This window comes from Rhizobium sp. ERR 1071 (assembly GCF_007828675.1).
GTDB classification, from domain to species: domain Bacteria; phylum Pseudomonadota; class Alphaproteobacteria; order Rhizobiales; family Rhizobiaceae; genus Rhizobium; species Rhizobium dioscoreae.
On record NZ_VITM01000022.1, the window covers coordinates 1 to 20107 of the forward strand.

The following is a 20107-nucleotide window of genomic DNA, read 5'->3' on the forward strand; positions in this document are numbered from 1 at the left end:
ACGACCGCCTCTCCGTCAAGGATCATCGTCGTGCCGAAGTCGGCCGCCTGCTTGGCGATCGTCGGAAAGCGATCAGTCCAATCGTGCCCTCCACGCGTGAGAATGCGCACGCGCCCGGGTTCAACATGGATAGCAAGTCGATAGCCATCCCATTTTATCTCATAGAGCCATTGCGGCCCTTTCGGGACCTTTGACTTTAGAAGCGCTAGCGCCGGCTCGATCCGCTCTGGCATCGGATCGAGCGGCAATCGCGGCTGGTCTGGATCACGAGCTTTGCGCGCCCCGCTTCGCAGCGGCATTTCCGAGGAGGCGAGAAGGAGTTTTGATGACTTACGCGGGGACTTCGTCATGGAAAATAGTGCAACAGAGAAAGCTTTGTGAGTCGAGTCTTTCCTCATCCTGGCACCTGAGCCAACGCAGCAGGTGTGCCGGAAACCGTAGGCGTCGCGCTCCCGGCTCCCAACGGAATGGATGGACTCTTGACTCCATCCCAAATGAGAACATAATAGGAACAAATTGCCGGAACGACCACCGGCCGCGCAATTCCATATCGACAAATCAGCAGTTTGAACCCCCATAATTCTAGGGGTGCAGGAGACGTATTGCCTCATGACAGCCGCAGCCGCTCAAACAGATGGACCGCAATTTGATCAGGTCGCTTCCGTGCTCGATCTATTCGATGGCGACGCCCGCGCCATGATCGGCGCTCTGCTCGCCGAGCTGCAGTTCGTCCGCGGGCAATTGGTTCTCTGCGAAGCTGGAATGAGCGTCGGCTTTACCCGCGGCTGGGTTCCAAGTTTCGACAGCGAAGGAGGAAGCAATGTTTGAATATTCGAGAGAACCACGGCCCAGAGATGGTGTTCTCACCATCACTCAGGACGAAGCGCAGGCGCTCTATGACTTCGTCAGCCATTTGGGTCGGCATGCCTTCGATACGTTTAGAGACGACCGGCCCGGCTTCCGTGGCAAGTCACCTGACATGCTTCGTCATCTCGACAGAATGCGCGGCGTGCTGAACAACGTCATGGACTACCCGACCTTGGACGAGGAACTTTGCTGGGATGAGCCGAAGCCCCTCTCGACGGACGAGGTTCATGGCTTGCTGCTGACGGCGATCGGCAACCGTGCCGGCATCCGGTTCCTTCAAATTGCGGTTTACTGGAACGACGAACACCGAAGCTTCGGTACGCTTGTGCTTGCCGTCGATGACGAGGTCGGCGAAACCTGCGGCCTGTTCGAGGTCGAGGATCTTGCCGGCGAGCAGGTCAGTTGCGGTCCCGGCTGGTCCCAATCCGGCGCCGATCTCGACGAGACGATCCGCATGTTCATTAGAGCCTTTCCGATGCAGCAGTTGGAAGCGCGCAACGAGGACTGCATAAACAAGATGCTTGCGGCGAAGGTCGCCTGAAGGACCTGACGGACATTGGAGTTCATCGCTGCTACCTCGCTCGCATTCGCGACGAGGGTTTGTTGGTGAAGGTTAGCTGTGGTCGATACCGGGCAGCAGTGCCCAAGGCGGCCTCAGGCACGCGAATGTTGATGTCAGGTGTTCGAAGACGCATGGCGTAAGGAGATAGAGGCGATGAATCCGGCACCTCTCTGCACTGATCGCCGCGCTAGGTCGAAGATCACGGATAAGGCCGAGGCTCTTGAGCAACGAATGCGCCATGCTCGGCGTCGGCGGCAAGGCGTTTATGATCCTCGATTATCTGACAGCGTTCAGTCAGCATGTTGATCAGCGCTCTCAGGCCCGATGATACGTGGCGACGCCCCGAGTAATAAAGACACAGTCCTGGTAACGCTGGACACCATTCTTCCAGAACGCGCTTTAGGCGTCCGTCTTCCAGTGCATCTGTGGCGAGATGGTCGGGCACGAAAGCGATTCCTATTCCATCGATTGCGGCCTCCACCATCAGCGGCTGATCACTCAATGTGAGAGGCCCGGAAACGTTGACTCTCTCCACAACGCCTAGGCGCTCAAATTCCCATCGATAGATCGCACCACTTTCAAACCGGAAGCGGATGCAATCATGGCTGTGTAAATCCTGCGGTACGACGGGATATCCGCGACGCTCGAAGTACTCGGGCGACGCCACTGCTGCGAAGCGTACCTCTCCCATCACCGGGATGGCCACCATGTCTTTCGGTACTGCCTCCGCCAATCGGATACCGGCATCGAAACCATCGGCAACGATATCGCTGAGCCTGCCATCGCTGACTATGTCGAGATGGACCTGAGGATACTCGCGCAGGAAGCGTGCAAGCACCGGCCGCAATACCAGCCGAATAGCCCCTTCGCTGGCATTGATCCGCACCGTGCCGCTGGGGACGGGACCATTTCCCTCCAGATCCTGAACGGCTTCTTCCATCGAGGCCATTGCCGGCTTGAGTCGCTCTACCGTTTTATCGCTTGAGGTCCTCCACCGGTCAGCAACGGAAGTCTGATCGCACATTAGACGTCGCATGATCGGAGCCATAGTTGAAAAGCCGGCCATTATGCTCGTCGATCTCAGAATGCCTGCCATCGCTGGCTTGCAACTCCTGAAGATCCTCCTGCGTGCCCTTGCCGCTAACGTGGTCCTCACCGCTTCGTCGTTTGCCCAGGGTACCGTGCAGCAATCCGGCCGCGCAACGACGCTCGTAGTTGATATTTCCCAGGCAACAGTCTCGGCGTGCGTCGACGCTTCGCGGCGGCAACAATGTGTCGGCGGCGGTGACTCACCGGTCCGGGGAGGCAGCTTCTAAGACTGTGAACCACTTGTTCGACGACAGCAATGCAGGCGCAGAGCAGTCATCCCGCCTCGGCTGCAAAGCGACTTTCTAAAGATCACGACCTCAACTCAATAAAATCGGATCTGTTGATGTGATGGGATTCGAACCGGGGGTCGGCTTTATCAAAACGCTCGAAGTTTCGAGAATGCTCAAGTCTGGAAATTGAAGAGAACTTCCCACGCGCTAACGCCACAATGCCGAAATTGGCACGGCGGACAGGCGTTCCCCAAACGGGATCACCTTGTCATGGTCGTACAGAACAATGCCTGAAACAAACCTCTCTCCACATGCTTCGGCCAACATTCGCAATCCAGAAAAATCGGAAGTCGAGACGGATGCGGCAGCCTTTATCTCGATACCGACAACCCTCCCTCTTCTGTCTTCGATGACGATATCGACTTCGTTCTGCTGCTTATCACGAAAGTGCGAAAACTCAAATCGGCTATGTCCACTGCTGGCGAGTTTAAGGATTTCACCGAAGACGAAAGTCTCCAGCAGCGCTCCGAACGGCCCCCTGTCATCGCGGAGTCTCTCAAGAGAGAGGTCACGAAGGGAGGCGAGAAGACCAGAATCAAGGAAATGTATTTTGGGGGTCTTGGTCAGACGCTTCAGTTTGTTGGAAAACCAGGGTTGGATTGTTCTGGCGAGGAACAGGCTCTCGAATATGCCAACGTATTTTTGCGTTGTGACGTGGTTCATTCCGATGGCGGCGCCATTTCCGGAATAGTTCACGAGTTGTCCCGAATGTTCTGCTAGGATGCGCAGCAGGCGCGGCATCTGCGCGACCTGCTCGATTTGTGCTACATCGCGGACGTCCCGTTGAACGATCGCCTGGATGTAATCCGCATACCAGTCCTGTCTGCGGTTTAAGGTTTTGCGAGCCAATGCCTCGGGATATCCACCTGCCAGAACTGCAGCCATCAGGTCGTCGCCGACGATAAGTTCTCCGGCTTTAGCTTCGTTTCGGAAGGCGTCGACCAAAAAGCTTCCACCGGCCGTTCTGATTTCGCTTTGAGCAAGTGGCAGCAATCGGACGACCTCCATACGCCCCGCGAGCGAGTCTGCCACGCGTGGCAGCGTCATGAGATTGGCTGAACCGGTCAGGAGGAAGCGCCCTGGACGCTCGTCGGTGTCCACGCTTTCCTTGATGGCCAACAACAGCTCGGGAGCACGCTGAATTTCGTCGAGAATGGCGCGATCCATTCCTCTTACAAAACCAACTGGATCCCGCCGCGCGGCGTCGAGCGTCGTGGCATTGTCCAGCGTGTAATACTGCATCCCCTCGTTAGCCATTTTCTTGGCCAGCGTCGTTTTCCCGGATTGTCGGGGACCCACAATCAGGACGACTCGCGTGTCTGACATCGCGTCGGCAACGCGTTGCTCAACGAGCCTTGGATACAGCGGCATAACTTCATTCCCTTGATGACCATTTGAAACTATGGTCATGACTAATTGAAAGTCAAGGAATGACCAATTGAAATCTTCTTGGCGGCTGATTGAAACCGAGCCCAATATAGATGCACACCAAATTGCGGCATGAGAGCGTCGGGAGGCCATGCAGGCGCTGCTGAACCTTCGCTGATTGGTCACTGGAACTGACCTGGCTGGTCCTCGATAGAGGGATATTCCCGGAGCGACGCGAAAGCAAAATTGTGCATATCTTCATCACATCGCCAAGTCGATCCATTTTTAACAAATGGAAATAATCCAATGCTCTTGAAGAGATATGAACCGACGACCCGTCGGGTCCTCCGATATAGACCAGAGACACATTACCAGTGGCAGGTTCGAAGAGATGGTGCGGGCCGCCTCAGTCGCCGCATCGGCCGTCTCATTCGCTAAGCGCACCGAGGCGCTAACTTGGCTCGGCTCTAACAGACCCGACGTGGCAGTAGTAGAGGCCCGCCATACGGCGGGCCTCTTGATCGAAATGTCGTTGGTGCGCTCAGCGCAGGCCACCACCGGCCAGGATGATTTCGCCGGTGAGCCAGCGTGCGTCGTCCGAAGCTGCGAAGGCAACGACATCAGCGATGTCCTGAGGCTGGCCAAGGCGGCCAAGCGGGGTCTGAGCGATAATGCCGGCCTCAAACTCCGAAGCAATCATGCCGGCCGAGTGCGTGCCTTCCGTCTCGGTGAGGCTCGGGTTGACCGAGTTCACCCGGATCTTGCGTGGCCCAAGTTCCTTGGCCAGAACGCCGGTGATGACATCGACCGCGCCTTTTGTTGCCGTATAGACCGCCGTCTGCGGCGGCGTGATCGCGGTAACGCCCGAGCCGATGTTGATGACGCTACCGCCTTCACTCAGATGCTCCGCGGCCGCCTTGGTCACCAGAAGCAGGCCCAACACATTGATGTCGAACATCTTGTGGAACTGTTCTTCGTTGACCGTTTCCAGCGGACCGAACTCATAGACGCCAGAGTTGTTCACCAGGATGTCGAGGTGACCATAGTTGGAAATGGCCGCGTCCACGATCGCCTTGGCTTCCGTAGCCTTGGACACGTCGCCCTGGACGGCGATAGCCTGTCCGCCGGCGCTCTTGATCGCTTCGACGACGGTATCGGCGCCTGACTTGCTCGACGCATAGTTGACGACGACAGAGGCGCCGTTTGCGGCCAAGGTCTTGGCAACGGCCGCGCCGATGCCCTTGGAGGCGCCGGTAACGACGGCCACCTTGTTGGTAAGCTTAGACATGATGAAGTCTCCGTTTGTAACGCCGCTCAGGCGTCGTGTTGCTCGATCGCGTCGATGCGATCGGGATAGAAAGCGAGGTGATCTTTGATCTCGGCCACGGCGTCGTAAGGCGCTTCGTAGGTCCAGATCGCATCGACCGACCGCTCGCCACCGGTCGGAATGTGGAAGTAGGCGGCCTCGCCCTTGTAAGGGCAGTAGGTGGTCGTGTCGGAGCGCGTCAGGGCCGCGATATCGACGTCCTTGCGCGGGATGTACTGTACTGGCGGGTAGCCCGCTTCCCGAAGGATCAGCGCCTCGCGGGTGTCAGCGATGACACGGCCGCCCAGGGTGACGCTCACACGCCGGCGGTTTGGCTCGACGGTGATCGGATGATTGGGGCCGAGGATTTTAACGGTGCGGTTGGTCAAGGTGATCTCCTATGATTCTGGCGTTCAGAGCTTCGAGCCGCCGTCTACCCGCAGTGTGTCGCCCGACACCCAGCGCGCGGCGTCGGAAGCGAGGAAGGCAATGGCGCCGGCGATATCCTCGGGTTGGGCGACGCGCTTCAGCGCCTGCATGCCAAGGGTGAAGTCACGGCCGGCGTCGGTCTTTGCGAAGCTCGACATATCGGTCTCCACGACGCCCGGTGCGACCGCGTTGACCCGAATTCCCCTTGGCCCAAGGACCTGGGCGAAGTGCTTCACGAGGGTGTCGACCGCTCCCTTGGTCGCAGCATAGGCCGAGAGGTTGCCGACCGCCGCATGGGCTGCCAGCGACGAGGTGAAGATGACGCTGGAACCATCGTTCAGGATCGGCAGCAGCTGCTGGACGAGGAAGAAGGGCGCGCGGACGTTGACGGCAAAGAGTGCATCGAAATCCTCGACCGTGGTTTCCTCGATCGTCGCTGCGTTCGCGATGCCAGCGTTGGCAATCAGGATGTCGAGACGAGCGCCCACGACCTCCTTCACCTTGGCCGCAAGCTTATGCGGCCCCTGCGGATCGGACAGATCCGCCCCGACGGCCTCGGCTCGGCCGCCTGCAGCCTTGATCTGATCGACGACCGAGCGCGCTTCAGCAGCTTTGCGGCCGTAGTGAACGAGGACCTGAGCGCCCGCCTTGGCAAGCGCGAGAGCAGTTGCGCGTCCGATACCGCGCGAAGCGCCGGTCACGAGCGCGGTCTTTCCGCTGCACGGTGTCATGATTGATCTTTCTATGGGAGGGTTAGGAGGGGCCGACCCGAGACGCCGGGCGTCACCGATCGGCTCGACGTGCTGGGCGTCAGGCGTTCAGGAACATATTCGTGTGCGCGACGAACAGCTCGGGGTACTGGTTCTGCGGGCCGTGGCTGGAGTCCGGATAGACGATGAGCTGTGCATTCGGCATATGCTGCTGCAGCGTGTACCCGTTGATCGTCGGAATGATCAGGTCGTTGCTGCCATCGACCACGAGCGTCGGCTGGTGGATGTGGCTAAGATAATCCCAGACACCGTCACTCTTCTCATTTGAGGCGACGATTGCCGCGTATTGCGCCGTTGCCGAATCCTCACGAACTTCTGGGCTGCGATCCTTCCGGCGATGCTTGCGCTCAAGGTACTTCAGGCCAGCGGCCCGGCCTTTTTCGTTCGGCAGGAAGTGTGCTGCGATCCAAAGGTGTTCCGGCGGATCGTAGGTCGCAGAGAAAATCTCACCCGACTTGCTGGCGGCGCTATCGGCGCCGCGCGGGCCGGTCCCTACCAGGACGAGCTTGCGCACCAGATCGGGTGCCTGTACGGCGATCTCCTGGGCGACCTTGCCGCCGACGGAATAGCCAAAGACATCGACCTCGGTGAGACCGAGCGCCTTGATGAAGGCAATGGCATCCGTTGCCATGCGGGGGATGGTCGCCGGGGTCACCCCGGAGCTGGCACCAATGCCGGCGTTATCGAACAGGATCACTTCGCGTTCCTGTGCCAGCCCGTCGGTCACAGCCGGGTCCCAATGGTCCATCGTGCCACGGAAATGGATGTTCATGACAACAGGAACACCGCCGGTCTTGCCAAAGCGGCGATAGGCGAAACGGATTCCGTTGGCCTCGACGAATTGGGTCGGAACAGTATCATGCGTATAGGCAGTCATGGCAAATCTCCTTGTTCGGATTGCGATTAGCTGGCGGTCCTGCCGCCGTTGACGTTGATGATCTGGCCGGTGATGAATGAGGCCTTGCGGGAGGCCAGGTAGAGAATGGCGTCCGCGACCTCTTCGGGCTGTCCGGCACGGCGCATTGGGATCGAGGCAAGAAGACCGGCCTTGCGTTCCGGTGAACCGGTGAAGCGATCAAGCATCCGGGTCTCGACTGGTCCGGGCGCCACTGCATTGACGCGGACACCGAAAGCGGCGGCTTCCAGGGCGCCGGACTTGGTAAGGCCTTCGACGGCATGCTTGCTGGCGACGTAAAGCGAGGCGTTCGGGGCGCCGCGGCTGCCCATGGTCGATGAGATGTTGATGATGCTGCCGGAGCCCTGAGGCTGCATGACGCGGAGTTCGTGCTTCATAGAGAGCAGCACGCCGAGGACATTCGTCTCAAAGGTCGCTGCGTAGGTGTCAGTTGTCTGATCGACGATCGGCGCTGGCGTTCCTTCCGTACCCGCATTGTTGACCGCCACATCGAGGCGGCCGAAATGGGCGACGGTTTCCTCGATCAAAGCCTGAACGTCACGCTCATTGCGGACGTCCGCCTTAATGAAGCCGGCATCCACGCCGAGGGCACGAAGTTCGCTTTCCAATGCCGCGCCGGTCTGGGTATTGCGACCGGAGACGACAATTCTGTAGCCTTCTTTTGCGGCAGAGAGGGCCGTGGCGCGGCCGATACCAGCAAGAGCTCCCGTAATAAGAATGACGTTGCTGTCCATTGCCAACTCTCCTTAGGCCGAGAAATCGGGCCTGATTGATCGCGGTGGTGTGACCTTCAGCCTTCGTGTTGGCCAACCGCCGCTGTTTGCTGACAGAACAAGTATGCCTTCATTGCTCCCGTGAGAAAGACTTTGTAAGATCGCTCCCATATCTGATAGGCATGGGTCGTTTATGGAACTTCGACATCTACGCTATTTCATCGCCGTGGCCGAGGAAGGCAGTGTCACGCTCGCAGCCGAGAAACGGCTTCATACTGCTCAGCCTTCTCTGAGCCGGCAGCTGCGCGATCTCGAGGTCGAGGTCGGCGCGCCGTTGTTTATTCGGGGCGCACGCGGGGTGGAGCTCACAGAGGCAGGGATCGCTTTTCTTCCTCACGCGCGCCTTGCGGTCAGTGAAGCCAATGAGGCCCTGCAAGCGGCTCGCCGCGCCGCCCGACCGGCAAAGGCGGCGTTTTCCGTGGGGTTTCTGACGGGACAGGAGGTCGATTGGCTTCCGCACGTGACCCGCATTCTCAGAGCCGAATTGCCGAAGATCGAGTTCAAGGTGACGAGCATGTATTCGCCCGATCTTGCCGAGGCACTGCAGATCGGCGAGATCGATCTTGGCTTCCTGCGCGTCGAGCCGAAACCGGATGTGACCTATGACGTGATCGCCAAGGAACCGATCGTCGTCATTCTCCCCAGCGACCATCCCTTGGCAGAGGGCAAGGAAATCGACCCGAAAGCGCTCGAGGGAGAAACGCTCATCGGGTTTTCCGATATCGCCATCGTGCTGAGGACGGTGGTTGAGGATTATCTTCAAAGAGTGGGCGTCAACGCTACGCCAAGCCATCGCGTCGAGAATTTCTCGACGGTCCTGTCGCTGGTGGCCTCTCTTCGAGGCGTGGCGCTGATGCCAGCTTATGTGGAGGCTTTGCTCCCGTGGTCGGTGGTCAGCCGGCCACTGATGGGCGATCCGCTGACAATCGACTTGGCATTGGGCTACCGGTCAGACAACCCCTCGCCCGTACTTAAGGCGTTTCTTGCGGGGCTGGATCAGCTCGTTGCCGCAGGACCGGCCGGAACGCGGCAGGGGCGGTGAATACCCAACGTCTGTGTTCGAATGGTGAGCAGCCCAACCCGCAGCTTTTGCTTTTGATGATATTGGAACGGTCGGTCACCAGCATCTCTTTAAGTCGCTGAAAAATCCAAAGTTTGCGCCGCTCTCGCGCTTACTTCCGAAGTGACATGCCGCCTCGATATTAGAATCGAATCGATGCGTTCGATGACTTCAGTCCGCTTGCCAAGAACTCGATGCATAACCGCACCTTGGCGGCTGCAAGCCGGCTGTGCGGGAAAACGACGTGGATTGGTGCCGCAGCAAGATGAACGTTGGGGAGGACAATCTCGAGCTTGCCTCTTTCGATGTCATCGTAAACGTCCCAGATCGACTTCAGGACAAGGCCAGCTCCCGAAAGCGCCCAGCGGTGGGCAAGCTCGCCATTGTTGGTCGTGAGCCTCCCCATGACGTTTACACTGCGGCCAACCTTCGCGTTGCGCCCATGAGATGGCTGCCGCTGTCGAATAAGCACCCATGCGATGGTCCTCCCCTTGTCATCACGTCCAAGCGGCTTACTTTGCGTATGTTTATATGGGGTTGGATACAGTGGCCGCAATCGGAGAGAACGATGAAAATGCGAGTGCCGGAATAGCACACATGATCGAGCGCGGGCTTTGGGACAACACTATCCTGGGACCGCCGTCGGAGTGGCCCGCTTGTCTGAAGTCCGCTGTGGACATCATGCTTCCCTCGCATGCCCAGATCGTGATGTTTTGGGGGGAAGAGTATGTAGCCCTCTATAACGACGCTTACGCACCGACGATCGGCCTCAGGCATCCGCGTGCATTCGGACGACCGGGAAGGGAAAACTGGAGCGAACTTTGGGATGACCTCCAGCCTTTGTTAGATCGCGTCCTTCATGGTGGCGAAACCGTTTCCGCCAAGGATCGACCATTCTACATTGAGCGCCATGGGCATCCGGAGACCGTTTACTTCGATATTTCCTATTCCCCCATCAACGACGAAACCGGTGGTGTCCGTGGTGTCTTTTGTATCGTCAGCGAAACCACAGAAAGGGTTCGTTCGCAGCGAGCGCTCAGGGAAAGCGAGGAACGTCTGCGCGCGTTATTTTCGCAATCCGCCGCGGGTATCGGGCAGACCAACCTCGATGGCCGGATGACCCTCGTCAACCAGCGCTTCTGCGAGATGCTCGGTTACAACAGAGAGGAGCTTGCGGGCATCCGGTTCCAGGATTTGACGTTTCCGGACGACCGCCCGGAGGCCGAGCGGCTTTTCCGAAACCTTGTCGAAACGGGCGAACCCTTCGACATGGAAAAGCGATGCTTGCGGAAGGACGGAAGTATCGTATGGACGTCGGCCTCGGTCTCGGCCCTTAAAGATGACAATGGATCAATACTGCAGGTTGGTTTTATCGCCATTGATATCTCGGCAAGGAAGAGCGCCCAGGAAGCGGAACGTCTGCTTGCATCCATCATCGCTTCTTCGAATGATGCCATCCTCGGGATCGATCTGAACATGACGATCACCAGCTGGAATGCAGCCGCCGAAAGGCTTTACGGATACTCGCGCGACGAGGCCGTGGGAAAGTCGGTTCTGATGCTTGTCCCGGAGGAACGTCGCGACGAGGAGCCGGAAATTATTCGGAGGGTTAGCGCGGGAAAAGTCGTGGAGCCTTACGAGACGCAGCGTCGAAGGAAGGATGGCCGCCTGGTCGACGTACAGCTTAGCGTTTCCCCGATTTACGACAGTACTGGAAAAACGATCGGCGCTTCCAAGATGTCCCAGGACATCACGGCCCGAAAGGAGGCCGAACGTCTGCAGGCGGTGCTGACCAGCGAGCTCAGTCACCGTGTCAAGAATGCGTTCTCCACTGTCATTGCTATTGCTAGACAGACCCTGGATCAGGAGGGAACAGGTCGAGACCAGGTGAATGCCTTCCAGGATCGCCTTATTTCGATGGCGAAGGCGCACGATTTGCTTACGCATCGGGACTGGCAGCGTGCTGATCTGAGGGAATTGGTCATTCAAGTGCTGGAGCCCTATCCGCCTGAACGCTTCGAGATCGAGGGCTGCGCTGTGCTATTGCCTCAGAAGGCCGTTGTTTCGTTCTCCCTCGCCATCCACGAACTTGCGACAAACGCCGCGAAATATGGTGCATTGTCCGTCGCTCAAGGGAAAGTCGCAATATCGTGGAGCTTCGAGGAGTCGGTTGGGAGGCTGCGGTTCAAATGGATCGAACGGGACGGCCCGACGGTACAACCGCCGACGCGGAAGGGATTCGGTTCGCGGTTGGTTGAGAGGCTTCTGGCAGCCGAGCTAAAAGGCCGCTCGACCATTAGTTACGATCCCACCGGCGTCCGGTGCGAGATCGAGGCGGTCCTTGATCCGGGCGGTGAACTGGTAAGGCTGGGGCCGGACCGGCGATAGCCAAGCACCGTTCGGACTCGACTCATTCATGACGTCGCCGACGTTGCTTCAAAAGCTCCAGTGTATGCATCGGCGCTCGCTGTGCAAATCCTTGAAGGAGCGACTTCCCGTCCTAACTTTTTCGTGCGTTTCTATGGTCGGATTAGCAGTCGGAAAATGACCGCTGTCTCCCAGGGGACGAGTGGGAACTCGAAGAACCGCCGTGCGTTACGTCGAGACTAGAAATCACCAGGTCACCATGCAGGAGAAAGACCCAAAACGAGCAGAAGCGCAAGATGCCGGGGAACGCCTGGTTGCCCGACATGTTCGCGAAGACCCCTTTGCCGCGGCCTTCAAAGCTACCCGGATGCCGATGATCGTCACCGATCCGAACCAAGCCGACAATCCGATCATATTCTGCAATGCCGCCTTCGAGAAACTGACCGGCTACTCAAGTAGCGAGGCAGTCGGTCGCAACTGTCGCTTCCCGCAAGGTCCCGAGACCAACCCAGCAACGGTGGCCAGGATTCGCGCGGCGGTCAGCGCCGGTTCGGATATCGCCATAGACATCTTGAACTACAAAAAGGATGGCGAGCCGTTCTGGAATGCTTTGTTCCTATCTCCGGTGCGCGACCAAACCGATAAGATCGTTTACTTCTTCGCGTCCCAGCTCGACTTCACCAATGTAAGATCCCGAGAGGCCGATCTTGCGGCGGCACGGCATCGTGCCGAAGAGGAAGTCGCCGCCAACACTGAGAAACTCGAGGCGGCGCTGAAAGCACGATCGCTGCTCGTCCACGAGGTCGATCACCGCGTCAAGAACAACCTTCTGACGATGGCCTCCATCGTGAAACTTCAAACCCGTATCACCAAAGACGAAGGCCAGAAGCGCGCTTTGAGGTCCGTGCTGAACCGCGTGGAGGCGTTAAGCACGGTTCAAAGGAAGCTGTTCACGCTAGAGGACGTGTCGCGGTTCGATGTCGCGGACTTCACGAAAGAACTCGTCACCGATCTGGTCGAAGCTGTGGGGCGCGAGGATATCCGACTGACGCTCGATCTATATCCGCTCTACGTACCGACCGTGAAGGCGACCCCGCTGGCGCTGATCGTCAACGAGCTTGTCGGCGATGCCGTCCGGCGCGGCTTGAGCGACGGCGGCGGCGATATTCACGTGGTGGTGAAGCGATTGAACGGCCAGTTCCTCATCAGAGTCGAGGACACCTCCCTAGCGGTCGAAGTCGATGAAGACGTGGCCGAGATCGGTCGTATTCTTCTTGAAACCTCCGCCAAGCAGGTTGACGCTAAAATCGAGAGGCGGATCGAAGGGCATCGCACGACCGTCGATGTCATACTGATGGTCGACGCACAGGAAAGCGCGCATTGAAGGTGATGATTGTTGAGGATGAGATGCTGCTCGCCATGGAGCTCGAAAGCGAGGTCGAGATGGCTGGCCACGAGGTGATTGGGACCGCGATGAACCGCGAACAAGCGAGTGGCCTCGTGAAAGGGCATCGCCCGGATTTTGCTTTCGTCGATATTCATCTGCAGGAGGGTCCAACAGGCATCGAGGTTGGCCGCGATCTGGCAGCGAAAGACATTCCCTACGTATTCGTCAGCGGTAACATCAAGAAAATCCCACCGGACTTCGCAGGCGCCCTCGGCGCCATTGAAAAGCCCTACACAACGAACGGCATAAAGAACGCCCTTGCTTATATCTCGGCAATCCTGGTGGGTGAGGAAGATGTCGCTCCGCCCGCAAGCCTTGTGCTCGCCGAAGATGTTCGGCCCCGGGTGTACTCCAGGCAACTATAATCTTGAGTAGCCTGGGCAGTCGACAGGCGAACGGTGGGCGAGCGATGTATGAACTGTGGGCCGAGTTTTTAACTGGCGTTTCGCTGTGTCCGCACCATCGAAAGCTCAAGCGCTCGACGATGGCAATAAACGGGGTGGTTTTCGGGAACGAGGGCTAACGATATGTTTGCCCGTTGCTCGAAACTGCAACGCGAAAAGAGTTTGCTCTTGAAAGGGTACGAACCGTTGACCCGCCCCTTGGTGGACCAAGCCATTGAAAATGCATAAATATGATGCGCCGAGGCATCTCTTGTGCCTAAGCCGCTATTATGAAACTTCTCTGGTCGCTTCGTAGCGGGGGCGTGTACGGATGCCGCGAACGCCTGAAAGGGCCGGTCGAGATGGGTCAGACAAGCACGATCGTTCTGGATCGTCCGGCCGATCCAATCAACTGCGCCCACTTTCTATTGCCCTTTCGCGGTCCCATCTCTGACTTCTTCGACCAGCGTGAGTGTATCCAATCGGTCGAGCAATCTCGCTGCTTTCTTCTCCCCCAGCAAATCGGGAGCAACCGACGGCCAGGTCTCGAGCGCGCGGATAACGGCTGTTCTGACTTCGTGAAGGATTAGTTTGGGATCAAGTCGCAGGAAGCTTGCGACGCGCTCGAAACGGTGAAGATTAACGGTTTCAAAATTGTGTGTTTTGACAAAGCGGAGCGCCATTGTATCAGTCGGCTGAAAAAGGACTGTGGGTACGATATCGTAAGCGGGTGAAAGCCGGATAACCCCCGGCTCGGGGAACCAGAACGACCAGTTCTTGAGATGATTATCTCCATTGCCAAGCAATATGTCGGCGACGACGCGGCGAATCGCTTCCAGGATGTCGTCTCGATGATCGGAGCTGAAGCGACGAACCATGTTAATGACCGTTTCGGTCGTCGCCATCGTATATTTCCGCTCGCCAACGGCTCCGATGACCTGGCCGGCATCTTCGATGTGAATTCTTGCGCCGTCTTCTGTCCGGTCGAACCGATCGACGACCAAGACATTCTCTCCGTGGGCGAGCAGCTCAGACGGCACGTCGCTTACCGCATCGCGCGATACCAGCCGACACCTGGCGGTCCTGACGCCAATCATCGCGGCCATGCGCATCGCTGCATATTCGGCCTCCGGAAGACCTGGAAACCGGTCCGTTGCAATTTTTATGATGCAGCGGCCGGACTCGCCGCGGGCGGGCGCCGTGAGGCGGCCACCAACGGGATTGCCGGTAAACTTCAGTTGAACGCCGGCGAGCGAGAACTTGACGGCGCCCTTCGGTAGCGTCGCCTTCAATCCCTGTACCCTGTCAAGATCGAGGGGACCAGCTGAAGACGGCACCCCGGTTTCCGGGACAATGAAGACCGCACCCGGCAAGTCTGCGCCGAGGCGGGTCAGAACGTCAAACTCGTCGTGATCGCCGGGGCCCATTTCGGACATCACCAGTTCTCTTAAGGCGCCTTCCGGCAGTAAGCCTGAAAACCACGGCGGCAAGGTGCCATACAGTCCAATTTTATCCCCCCGGCTTGCGAGCCGATCGCGGGTCTTGCTCTCATCTTCCGGATCATACCATCCGAGACTGAGAATTGGACGGGTGGGATCCCGCAGGAAGTTTTCTGTCACCACGAAGGAGACGGCGCCATCTCCGTCGCGTGTCATGGTCCCTGCCCTGATGGTGCCACGCATCTGGTCAAGGATGTAAACGCCGAGAACAGCCGCTGTTTTTGCCATTATCTCTCCTCAGAATCGCTATCATCGAGATCGATGAACAGGTCATCAAACGCAGAGGATGGTTTTGCCGACTGCCGGGGTTGCAGATCGTGTTCAATGAAAGGCTGCAGTTCCGAGACACGCGATTTCGGGACTAGGAGGGGCACGAGATCAAGAGCGTCACAAAGTTCCACAAAAAGAGTAAGCCGGTCCCGTCCAAGACGGTTAGCCGACAGATCGCGTTCCAGTTCCGATATGCGCGCACGGTTGCGTCCAACCCGTATGGCAAGATCGGGCTGGGTCATGCCGCGCCGGCGCCGCGCTGAAAGCAACTGTTCACCGAGAAAGTTAAAGGTGGTGTGGTTCATGCGGTATTCCGATCCAATGCGCATTAAAATGCGGAATTCCGCACGAATTCTTTTTAACCCAATGAGCGGAATTCCGCAACAGTTGTTTATGTCAAGCGGAATTCCGATGAACCTCGCTTGCATTCGGCCCGGAAGTGCCGAGCCCATATCCAGGCCACTTCGTGACGGAAGCCGCGCTACCCCCTGGCATCCTTAGTGGCTGAGAAACTTCGTTGCTTGGGGTCGGAAGCCAGTCGATATCGGATGCCGAGAAGCGATCTGCACGAACTGCAATCGTAGAGAAACAAGATCGTAGTAATCGCGCACGGGTTACAAAAGACCAGCTAAAGTTAAACACTCCCGTAAGCGTCATACAACTGAAAGGATGTATTTCATTACATTTGTGTAATCTCTCGCGGAATTAACCTATTCGTCAGGCTACAGCGCTCTCTTACTGGCACAGCGCCAAGATGCGACGAGCAGGATGCTCCCTCTCTGTGATGCCCCCATTATCCAGAGCAGGTCATCGCCGGCACTTGCCCCCTCTTCAATCGTCCTAGTGGTTGCCGACCCTTTCAAGAGCGAAACACGCCATGCCATTCCTTCAGAACGCCAAGATCAAGACGAAAGTACTCTCCATTATTATTCCGATCTGCTTGATCGGCGCCGCTGGCGTCCTGGCTGTGTCGCGCCAATATAAAGAGACGACTAGCACCTACTCGAGTTTTATCGACAAGGATGAAACGGCAGCGGTTGAGATGTCCCGAGCCAGCCAGCGCGTAACCGCATTGAGTTACAATGCCTACCAGATCCTGGTATACAGCACCAAAGACCCACAGATGGCAACCTTCTCGGCAAACTACGAGGAGAACAAGAAGGTTCTGCTCGAACGACTTGCTACTGTTAAACAGTTGTTGCCCGCTGAAACCGGAGCCGTCGATGAACTTACAGCGAAAGCCAACGACATTATTGCTCTCACAGACGCAGCCGTAAAGGCTGGGCTGGTCGATGACAACGATACAGCAACCAAGCTCTTGAAGCAGGCCGATCCGCTGATCAACAAGGAAGTTCTAGCGGTTCGCGAATGGCTCGACACTTTCAACAAGAATATAAGTGCGAAGAGCGATAGGCTGGATCAACAGGCAAACAGCACCATCGACGACGCGTTGATCGCGCTCGGCCTTCTCTTTGCTGCCGCCATTGCAATCGCCATCCTCGTTTCGGCACGCGGCATTGCCGCTCCCATCGAACGGCTGCGGGCTCGCATGGTATCGCTTGCGGACGGCAATACCGCCGAGCCGGTTTCAGGGATCGAGCGCAAGGACGAGGTCGGCCAGATGGCCGCGGCCGTCGCCGTCTTTCGCGACAGTGCCATCGAGCGTCTGCGCCTGGAGCAGGAAGCCGCCGATGGCCGCAGCCTCTCCGAACGGGAAAGGCTGGAACGCGAGGCGCAGAAGGCCAAGGATGCCGCCGAAGCGCAGTTTGCGGTCGACAGTCTCGCACAGGGCCTGGGAGAGCTCTCGAATGGCAACCTGACCTATCGCCTGGAGAAGCCCTTCGTCGCCCATCTCGATCGTCTAAGGATGGATTTCAACGCCTCGATGACCAAGGTCGAGGAGACCCTTGTCGCGGTCGGCCAAGGTGGCCAGGCCATTGCCGCCGGCGCCAATCAGATCCGCTCGGCAGCCGACGACCTCTCCAAACGTACCGAGCAGCAGGCGGCCTCGATCGAGGAGACGGCGGCAGCACTTGAGGAGATCACGACGACCGTCAAGGATTCCACCCGGCGCGCCGAAGAAGCAAGTTCGCTGGTCGGACGCGCACGCGTCGGCGCCGAAAAATCCGGCGAAGTCATGCAGGAAGCGATTTCAGCAATGGAGGCGATCTCTAAATCCTCGGGCGAAATTTCCAACATCATCGGTGTCATCGACGATATTGCCTTCCAGACGAACCTGCTGGCACTCAATGCCGGCGTCGAGGCGGCGCGGGCCGGTGACGCCGGCAAGGGTTTTGCCGTCGTCGCGCAGGAAGTCCGCGAACTCGCCCAGCGCTCCGCCATGGCGGCAAAGGAGATCAAGGCGCTCATTTCCACATCCGGCCAGCAGGTCGGCAGCGGCGTCGATCTCGTCACAAGAACCGGGCAGTCTCTGCAGCAGATCGTCCAGGAGGTGGAGGAAATCGACCGCAACGTACGGGCGATCGTCGAAGCCGCCCGGGAGCAGGCGACCGGCCTGCAGGAGATCAATACGGCCGTCAACAGCATCGACCAGGGAACGCAGCAGAATGCGGCCATGGTCGAGGAATCGACGGCTGCCAGCTACAGCCTCGCCAAGGAGGTGACGGCGCTGAACGAGATTCTCGGCCAGTTCAATCTGCAAAAGGGGCGCTCGCATGCAAGACCGGCTGCGGCGACCGAACGCTCCAGCCCCGCCGCATCGCCGGCACGTTCGCTACGGGCCAAGATTGCCGGCGCATTCGGTGGCTCCGGCGCTGCCACTGCGGCATCGCCGTCCTGGGAAGAGTTTTGACCTTGCGAGGTTCGGCCCGTCCTTAAAAGATTGCCTGATTTAAAATCGAAGATCGCGGGAGCATGTCATTGCTTCCGGCGGTCATCCTCGCCAAATGCTGTTCAGTCGACCGAGTTCCATTCTTGGACGGGGCGAGATCTCCTCGCCACACTGCAGGGAGTGACCACGAGAGATGCTAAGTGTTTTCCCGCTGCCCCAAGAGGATGAAAAGGGCAAGCCGCAAGCGTTAGCAGACGCTCTGTGGATCGACCTCCTGAGCCCCACCGGCGCCGAGCTGAGGGATGTGGAAGAAGCCGTTGGCGCTCCCCTCCCTTCCCTGGGCGCTCTCAGTGAAATCGAAACGTCGAGCCGACTGAGAAATCAGCATGGTGTGCTCTATATGAGCACGCCATCGGCCGCCCGACATCCGGAGGGAGCCGACACAACCCCTCCCATCGGCTTCGTTTTATCCACGGATCGCCTCGTCACAGTCCGGTTTATGACATTGCCGGCGGTGGACGCGGTTGCGGCCAGCTTTGCCGCACAGGATGCGCCGAAATCGAGCCTTGAGGTGTTCACCCTGCTCTGCGAGGACATCGTCGACCGCGTGGCCGATGCCCTTGAGCATCTGGCAGGAGAGCTCAACGGCCTTTCAACGAGCGCCTTTCGTGCAGAGGATCCTCGCGGCCACCACGCAGCCCGTGCCAACAAGCTGCTGCGAGCACAATTACGCCAAGTGGGACGTCTCGGAGACCGGCTCTCCGAGATTCGAGACGGTCTGCAGGGTCTCGGACGTGTTGTGACCTATACGGAACAGCAAGCCAAGGGCTGGTCGGAAGATCTCGAGCCGCGTCTGACGGGACTATGCCGAGATATCCACTCGCTCGTGGACTATGAGGAGCAACTTGCCAACAAAGTCCAGTTCGTGCTGGACGCTCTGGTCGGGCTAATTGGCATCGCTCAGAATGACATATTCAAGGTTCTGACCATCGTGTCGATCGCCGGCATTCCCCCGACCCTTGTCGCCGGCATCTACGGCATGAACTTCAAGAACATACCCGAATATGATTGGGCTTGGGGATATCAATATGGCTGGGCGGTCATCATACTGAGCACGGTCATTCCACTGATTTGGTTCAAGGTGAAGGGCTGGTTCTGACGTAGCGTGCGACGGCGGGGGCTGAATTACCCTGAGACCCAGGCCCATAATAGTAGCATGCCACCTACGACACCCAGAGCTGCGGATCCCCACCATGCCGGGCGCCTGCGGGTCAGGGCTGCCACGGCACCCAGCGCGATTGCGACCTGCAGCATGGCCACTGCGTAGGCGTAGTAATGGTGGCGGTGAATAAGGAGATTGGCCTCCTCATCCTTCTCGTCCCGCATTTTTTCAAGTTCATTGGCTGCAGCGCTGATTGATTTCTCTTCATCCGCATATCGCCGGTTCGTTTCCTCGAGATCCGGCGCCATCGGCTTGCCTTGCGCAGCAAGCAGCTCCATCTGCGATTTGAGGATTGCAGCCTTGATGCCTTTCGCCTGATAATAAGCCCATTGATCGGAAGCCTGGGCCTGCTTTTGAGCCGCCTCGGTCTTTAAAGCCAGTGCCTCGTTGATCGAACCTCCCGCCAAAAGGGAGCCGATTGCCGCGAGCGCGGCAAAAAATGCCGTCGTCAGAGCGATGAAGCGCAGCAGCGAGGCGGACTTCCGCTCGATCTCCTCGTCGATAGCTTCGCGCAACTTATCGGTATCAACCTCGATCTCTTCAGGCATTGAGACCCCCCATTCGCCCGTTCAGGGACTGCTTGCAGCTGATCCGCTTGTAAACCAGCATCGGGATCGTTCTCCAATGGCAAGTGGAGATCGACGACCATTCGCAATCGCTACCACGCGCGGGTCGGATTTCCCATGCCTATGTGCGCT

At 58.2% G+C, this 20107-nt stretch carries 21 protein-coding genes; 9 read left to right on the forward strand and 12 right to left on the reverse strand.

Features of this window, described 5'->3' with window-relative positions; genetic code table 11:
* Positions 1-350: ATP-dependent DNA ligase (locus tag FBZ99_RS32415; protein WP_442966530.1), on the reverse strand; the 350-nt coding region annotated here is incomplete at its 3' end.
* Between the two features lie 259 nt (positions 351-609).
* Between FBZ99_RS32415 and FBZ99_RS32420 the strand changes: the two genes are divergently transcribed.
* Positions 610-828 (forward strand): hypothetical protein, encoded by a 219-nt coding sequence (locus FBZ99_RS32420; protein WP_145637239.1) that lies wholly within the window; start codon positions 610-612, stop codon positions 826-828.
* Positions 821-1408, forward strand: a complete 588-nt coding sequence (locus tag FBZ99_RS32425) for a hypothetical protein (protein ID WP_145637241.1) — start codon at positions 821-823, stop codon at positions 1406-1408. The genes FBZ99_RS32420 and FBZ99_RS32425 overlap by 8 nt, the downstream gene beginning before the upstream one ends.
* A 220-nt stretch (positions 1409-1628) precedes the next feature.
* Here the strand turns inward: FBZ99_RS32425 and FBZ99_RS32430 are convergent, their stop codons facing one another.
* Positions 1629-2369, reverse strand: a complete 741-nt coding sequence (locus tag FBZ99_RS32430) for a LysR substrate-binding domain-containing protein (protein ID WP_246661255.1) — start codon at positions 2367-2369, stop codon at positions 1629-1631.
* Between the two features lie 94 nt (positions 2370-2463).
* Here FBZ99_RS32430 and FBZ99_RS32435 point away from each other — a divergent pair, with 94 nt between their 5' ends.
* Positions 2464-2745 carry a hypothetical protein gene (locus FBZ99_RS32435; protein WP_145637243.1) on the forward strand — a complete coding sequence of 94 codons (282 nt, stop codon included), beginning with the start codon at positions 2464-2466 and terminating at the stop codon, positions 2743-2745.
* Positions 2746-2955: 210 nt separating this feature from the next.
* On the opposite strand, the gene FBZ99_RS32440 is transcribed toward FBZ99_RS32435, so the two are convergent.
* From FBZ99_RS32440 to FBZ99_RS32465, 6 genes are all read right to left on the reverse strand, one after another.
* Positions 2956-4179, reverse strand: coding sequence for an ATP-binding protein (locus tag FBZ99_RS32440; RefSeq protein ID WP_145637307.1), 1224 nt, complete (start codon positions 4177-4179; stop codon positions 2956-2958).
* A 538-nt stretch (positions 4180-4717) separates the two neighbouring features.
* Entirely contained in the window at positions 4718-5464 is a 747-nt protein-coding gene (locus tag FBZ99_RS32445; RefSeq protein ID WP_145637246.1) for a glucose 1-dehydrogenase, read from the reverse strand.
* A 26-nt stretch (positions 5465-5490) separates the two neighbouring features.
* The gene (locus tag FBZ99_RS32450; protein ID WP_145637248.1) at positions 5491-5871 is read right to left on the reverse strand and encodes a DUF427 domain-containing protein; all 381 of its coding nucleotides are present in this window, start codon (positions 5869-5871) and stop codon (positions 5491-5493) included.
* A 24-nt stretch (positions 5872-5895) separates the two neighbouring features.
* Entirely contained in the window at positions 5896-6642 is a 747-nt protein-coding gene (locus FBZ99_RS32455) for an SDR family NAD(P)-dependent oxidoreductase (protein ID WP_145637251.1), read from the reverse strand.
* Positions 6643-6721: 79 nt separating this feature from the next.
* Positions 6722-7558, reverse strand: coding sequence for an alpha/beta fold hydrolase (locus FBZ99_RS32460; RefSeq protein ID WP_145637254.1), 837 nt, complete (start codon positions 7556-7558; stop codon positions 6722-6724).
* 26 nt (positions 7559-7584) lie between these two features.
* Complete coding sequence (locus FBZ99_RS32465; protein WP_145637258.1) at positions 7585-8331, reverse strand: SDR family NAD(P)-dependent oxidoreductase; 747 nt, start codon at positions 8329-8331, stop codon at positions 7585-7587.
* 172 nt (positions 8332-8503) lie between these two features.
* Between FBZ99_RS32465 and FBZ99_RS32470 the strand changes: the two genes are divergently transcribed.
* Positions 8504-9412, forward strand: a complete 909-nt coding sequence (locus FBZ99_RS32470; RefSeq protein ID WP_145637261.1) for a LysR family transcriptional regulator — start codon at positions 8504-8506, stop codon at positions 9410-9412.
* A 160-nt stretch (positions 9413-9572) separates the two neighbouring features.
* On the opposite strand, the gene FBZ99_RS32475 is transcribed toward FBZ99_RS32470, so the two are convergent.
* Entirely contained in the window at positions 9573-9836 is a 264-nt protein-coding gene (locus FBZ99_RS32475) for a LysR substrate-binding domain-containing protein (protein ID WP_246661257.1), read from the reverse strand.
* A 191-nt stretch (positions 9837-10027) separates the two neighbouring features.
* On the opposite strand from FBZ99_RS32475, the gene FBZ99_RS32480 reads away from it, so the two are divergent.
* The 3 genes from FBZ99_RS32480 to FBZ99_RS32490 all read left to right on the forward strand — a co-directional run bounded on the left by FBZ99_RS32480 (position 10028) and on the right by FBZ99_RS32490 (position 13609).
* The gene (locus FBZ99_RS32480) at positions 10028-11818 is read left to right on the forward strand and encodes a PAS domain S-box protein (protein ID WP_246661258.1); all 1791 of its coding nucleotides are present in this window, start codon (positions 10028-10030) and stop codon (positions 11816-11818) included.
* Between the two features lie 238 nt (positions 11819-12056).
* On the forward strand, positions 12057-13181 hold the full coding sequence (locus FBZ99_RS32485; protein WP_145637310.1) for a PAS domain-containing protein: 1125 nt from the start codon (positions 12057-12059) through the stop codon (positions 13179-13181).
* Positions 13178-13609: a response regulator gene (locus FBZ99_RS32490; protein ID WP_145637267.1), complete on the forward strand. Its 432-nt coding sequence runs from the start codon at positions 13178-13180 to the stop codon at positions 13607-13609. The genes FBZ99_RS32485 and FBZ99_RS32490 overlap by 4 nt, the downstream gene beginning before the upstream one ends.
* A 443-nt stretch (positions 13610-14052) precedes the next feature.
* Here FBZ99_RS32490 and FBZ99_RS32495 read toward each other — a convergent pair whose 3' ends face one another.
* Positions 14053-15354, reverse strand: coding sequence for a type II toxin-antitoxin system HipA family toxin (locus FBZ99_RS32495; protein WP_145637270.1), 1302 nt, complete (start codon positions 15352-15354; stop codon positions 14053-14055).
* Complete coding sequence (locus tag FBZ99_RS32500; protein ID WP_145637273.1) at positions 15354-15701, reverse strand: helix-turn-helix domain-containing protein; 348 nt, start codon at positions 15699-15701, stop codon at positions 15354-15356. Before FBZ99_RS32500 ends, FBZ99_RS32495 begins: the two co-directional genes overlap by 1 nt.
* 572 nt (positions 15702-16273) lie before the next feature.
* Between FBZ99_RS32500 and FBZ99_RS32505 the strand changes: the two genes are divergently transcribed.
* The gene (locus tag FBZ99_RS32505) at positions 16274-18208 is read left to right on the forward strand and encodes a methyl-accepting chemotaxis protein (RefSeq protein ID WP_145637275.1); all 1935 of its coding nucleotides are present in this window, start codon (positions 16274-16276) and stop codon (positions 18206-18208) included.
* Between the two features lie 172 nt (positions 18209-18380).
* Positions 18381-19346 (forward strand): magnesium transporter CorA family protein, encoded by a 966-nt coding sequence (locus FBZ99_RS32510; protein ID WP_145637278.1) that lies wholly within the window; start codon positions 18381-18383, stop codon positions 19344-19346.
* Between the two features lie 26 nt (positions 19347-19372).
* On the opposite strand, the gene FBZ99_RS32515 is transcribed toward FBZ99_RS32510, so the two are convergent.
* Complete coding sequence (locus FBZ99_RS32515) at positions 19373-19957, reverse strand: DUF4337 domain-containing protein (RefSeq protein ID WP_145637281.1); 585 nt, start codon at positions 19955-19957, stop codon at positions 19373-19375.
* Positions 19958-20107 lie beyond the last annotated feature (150 nt).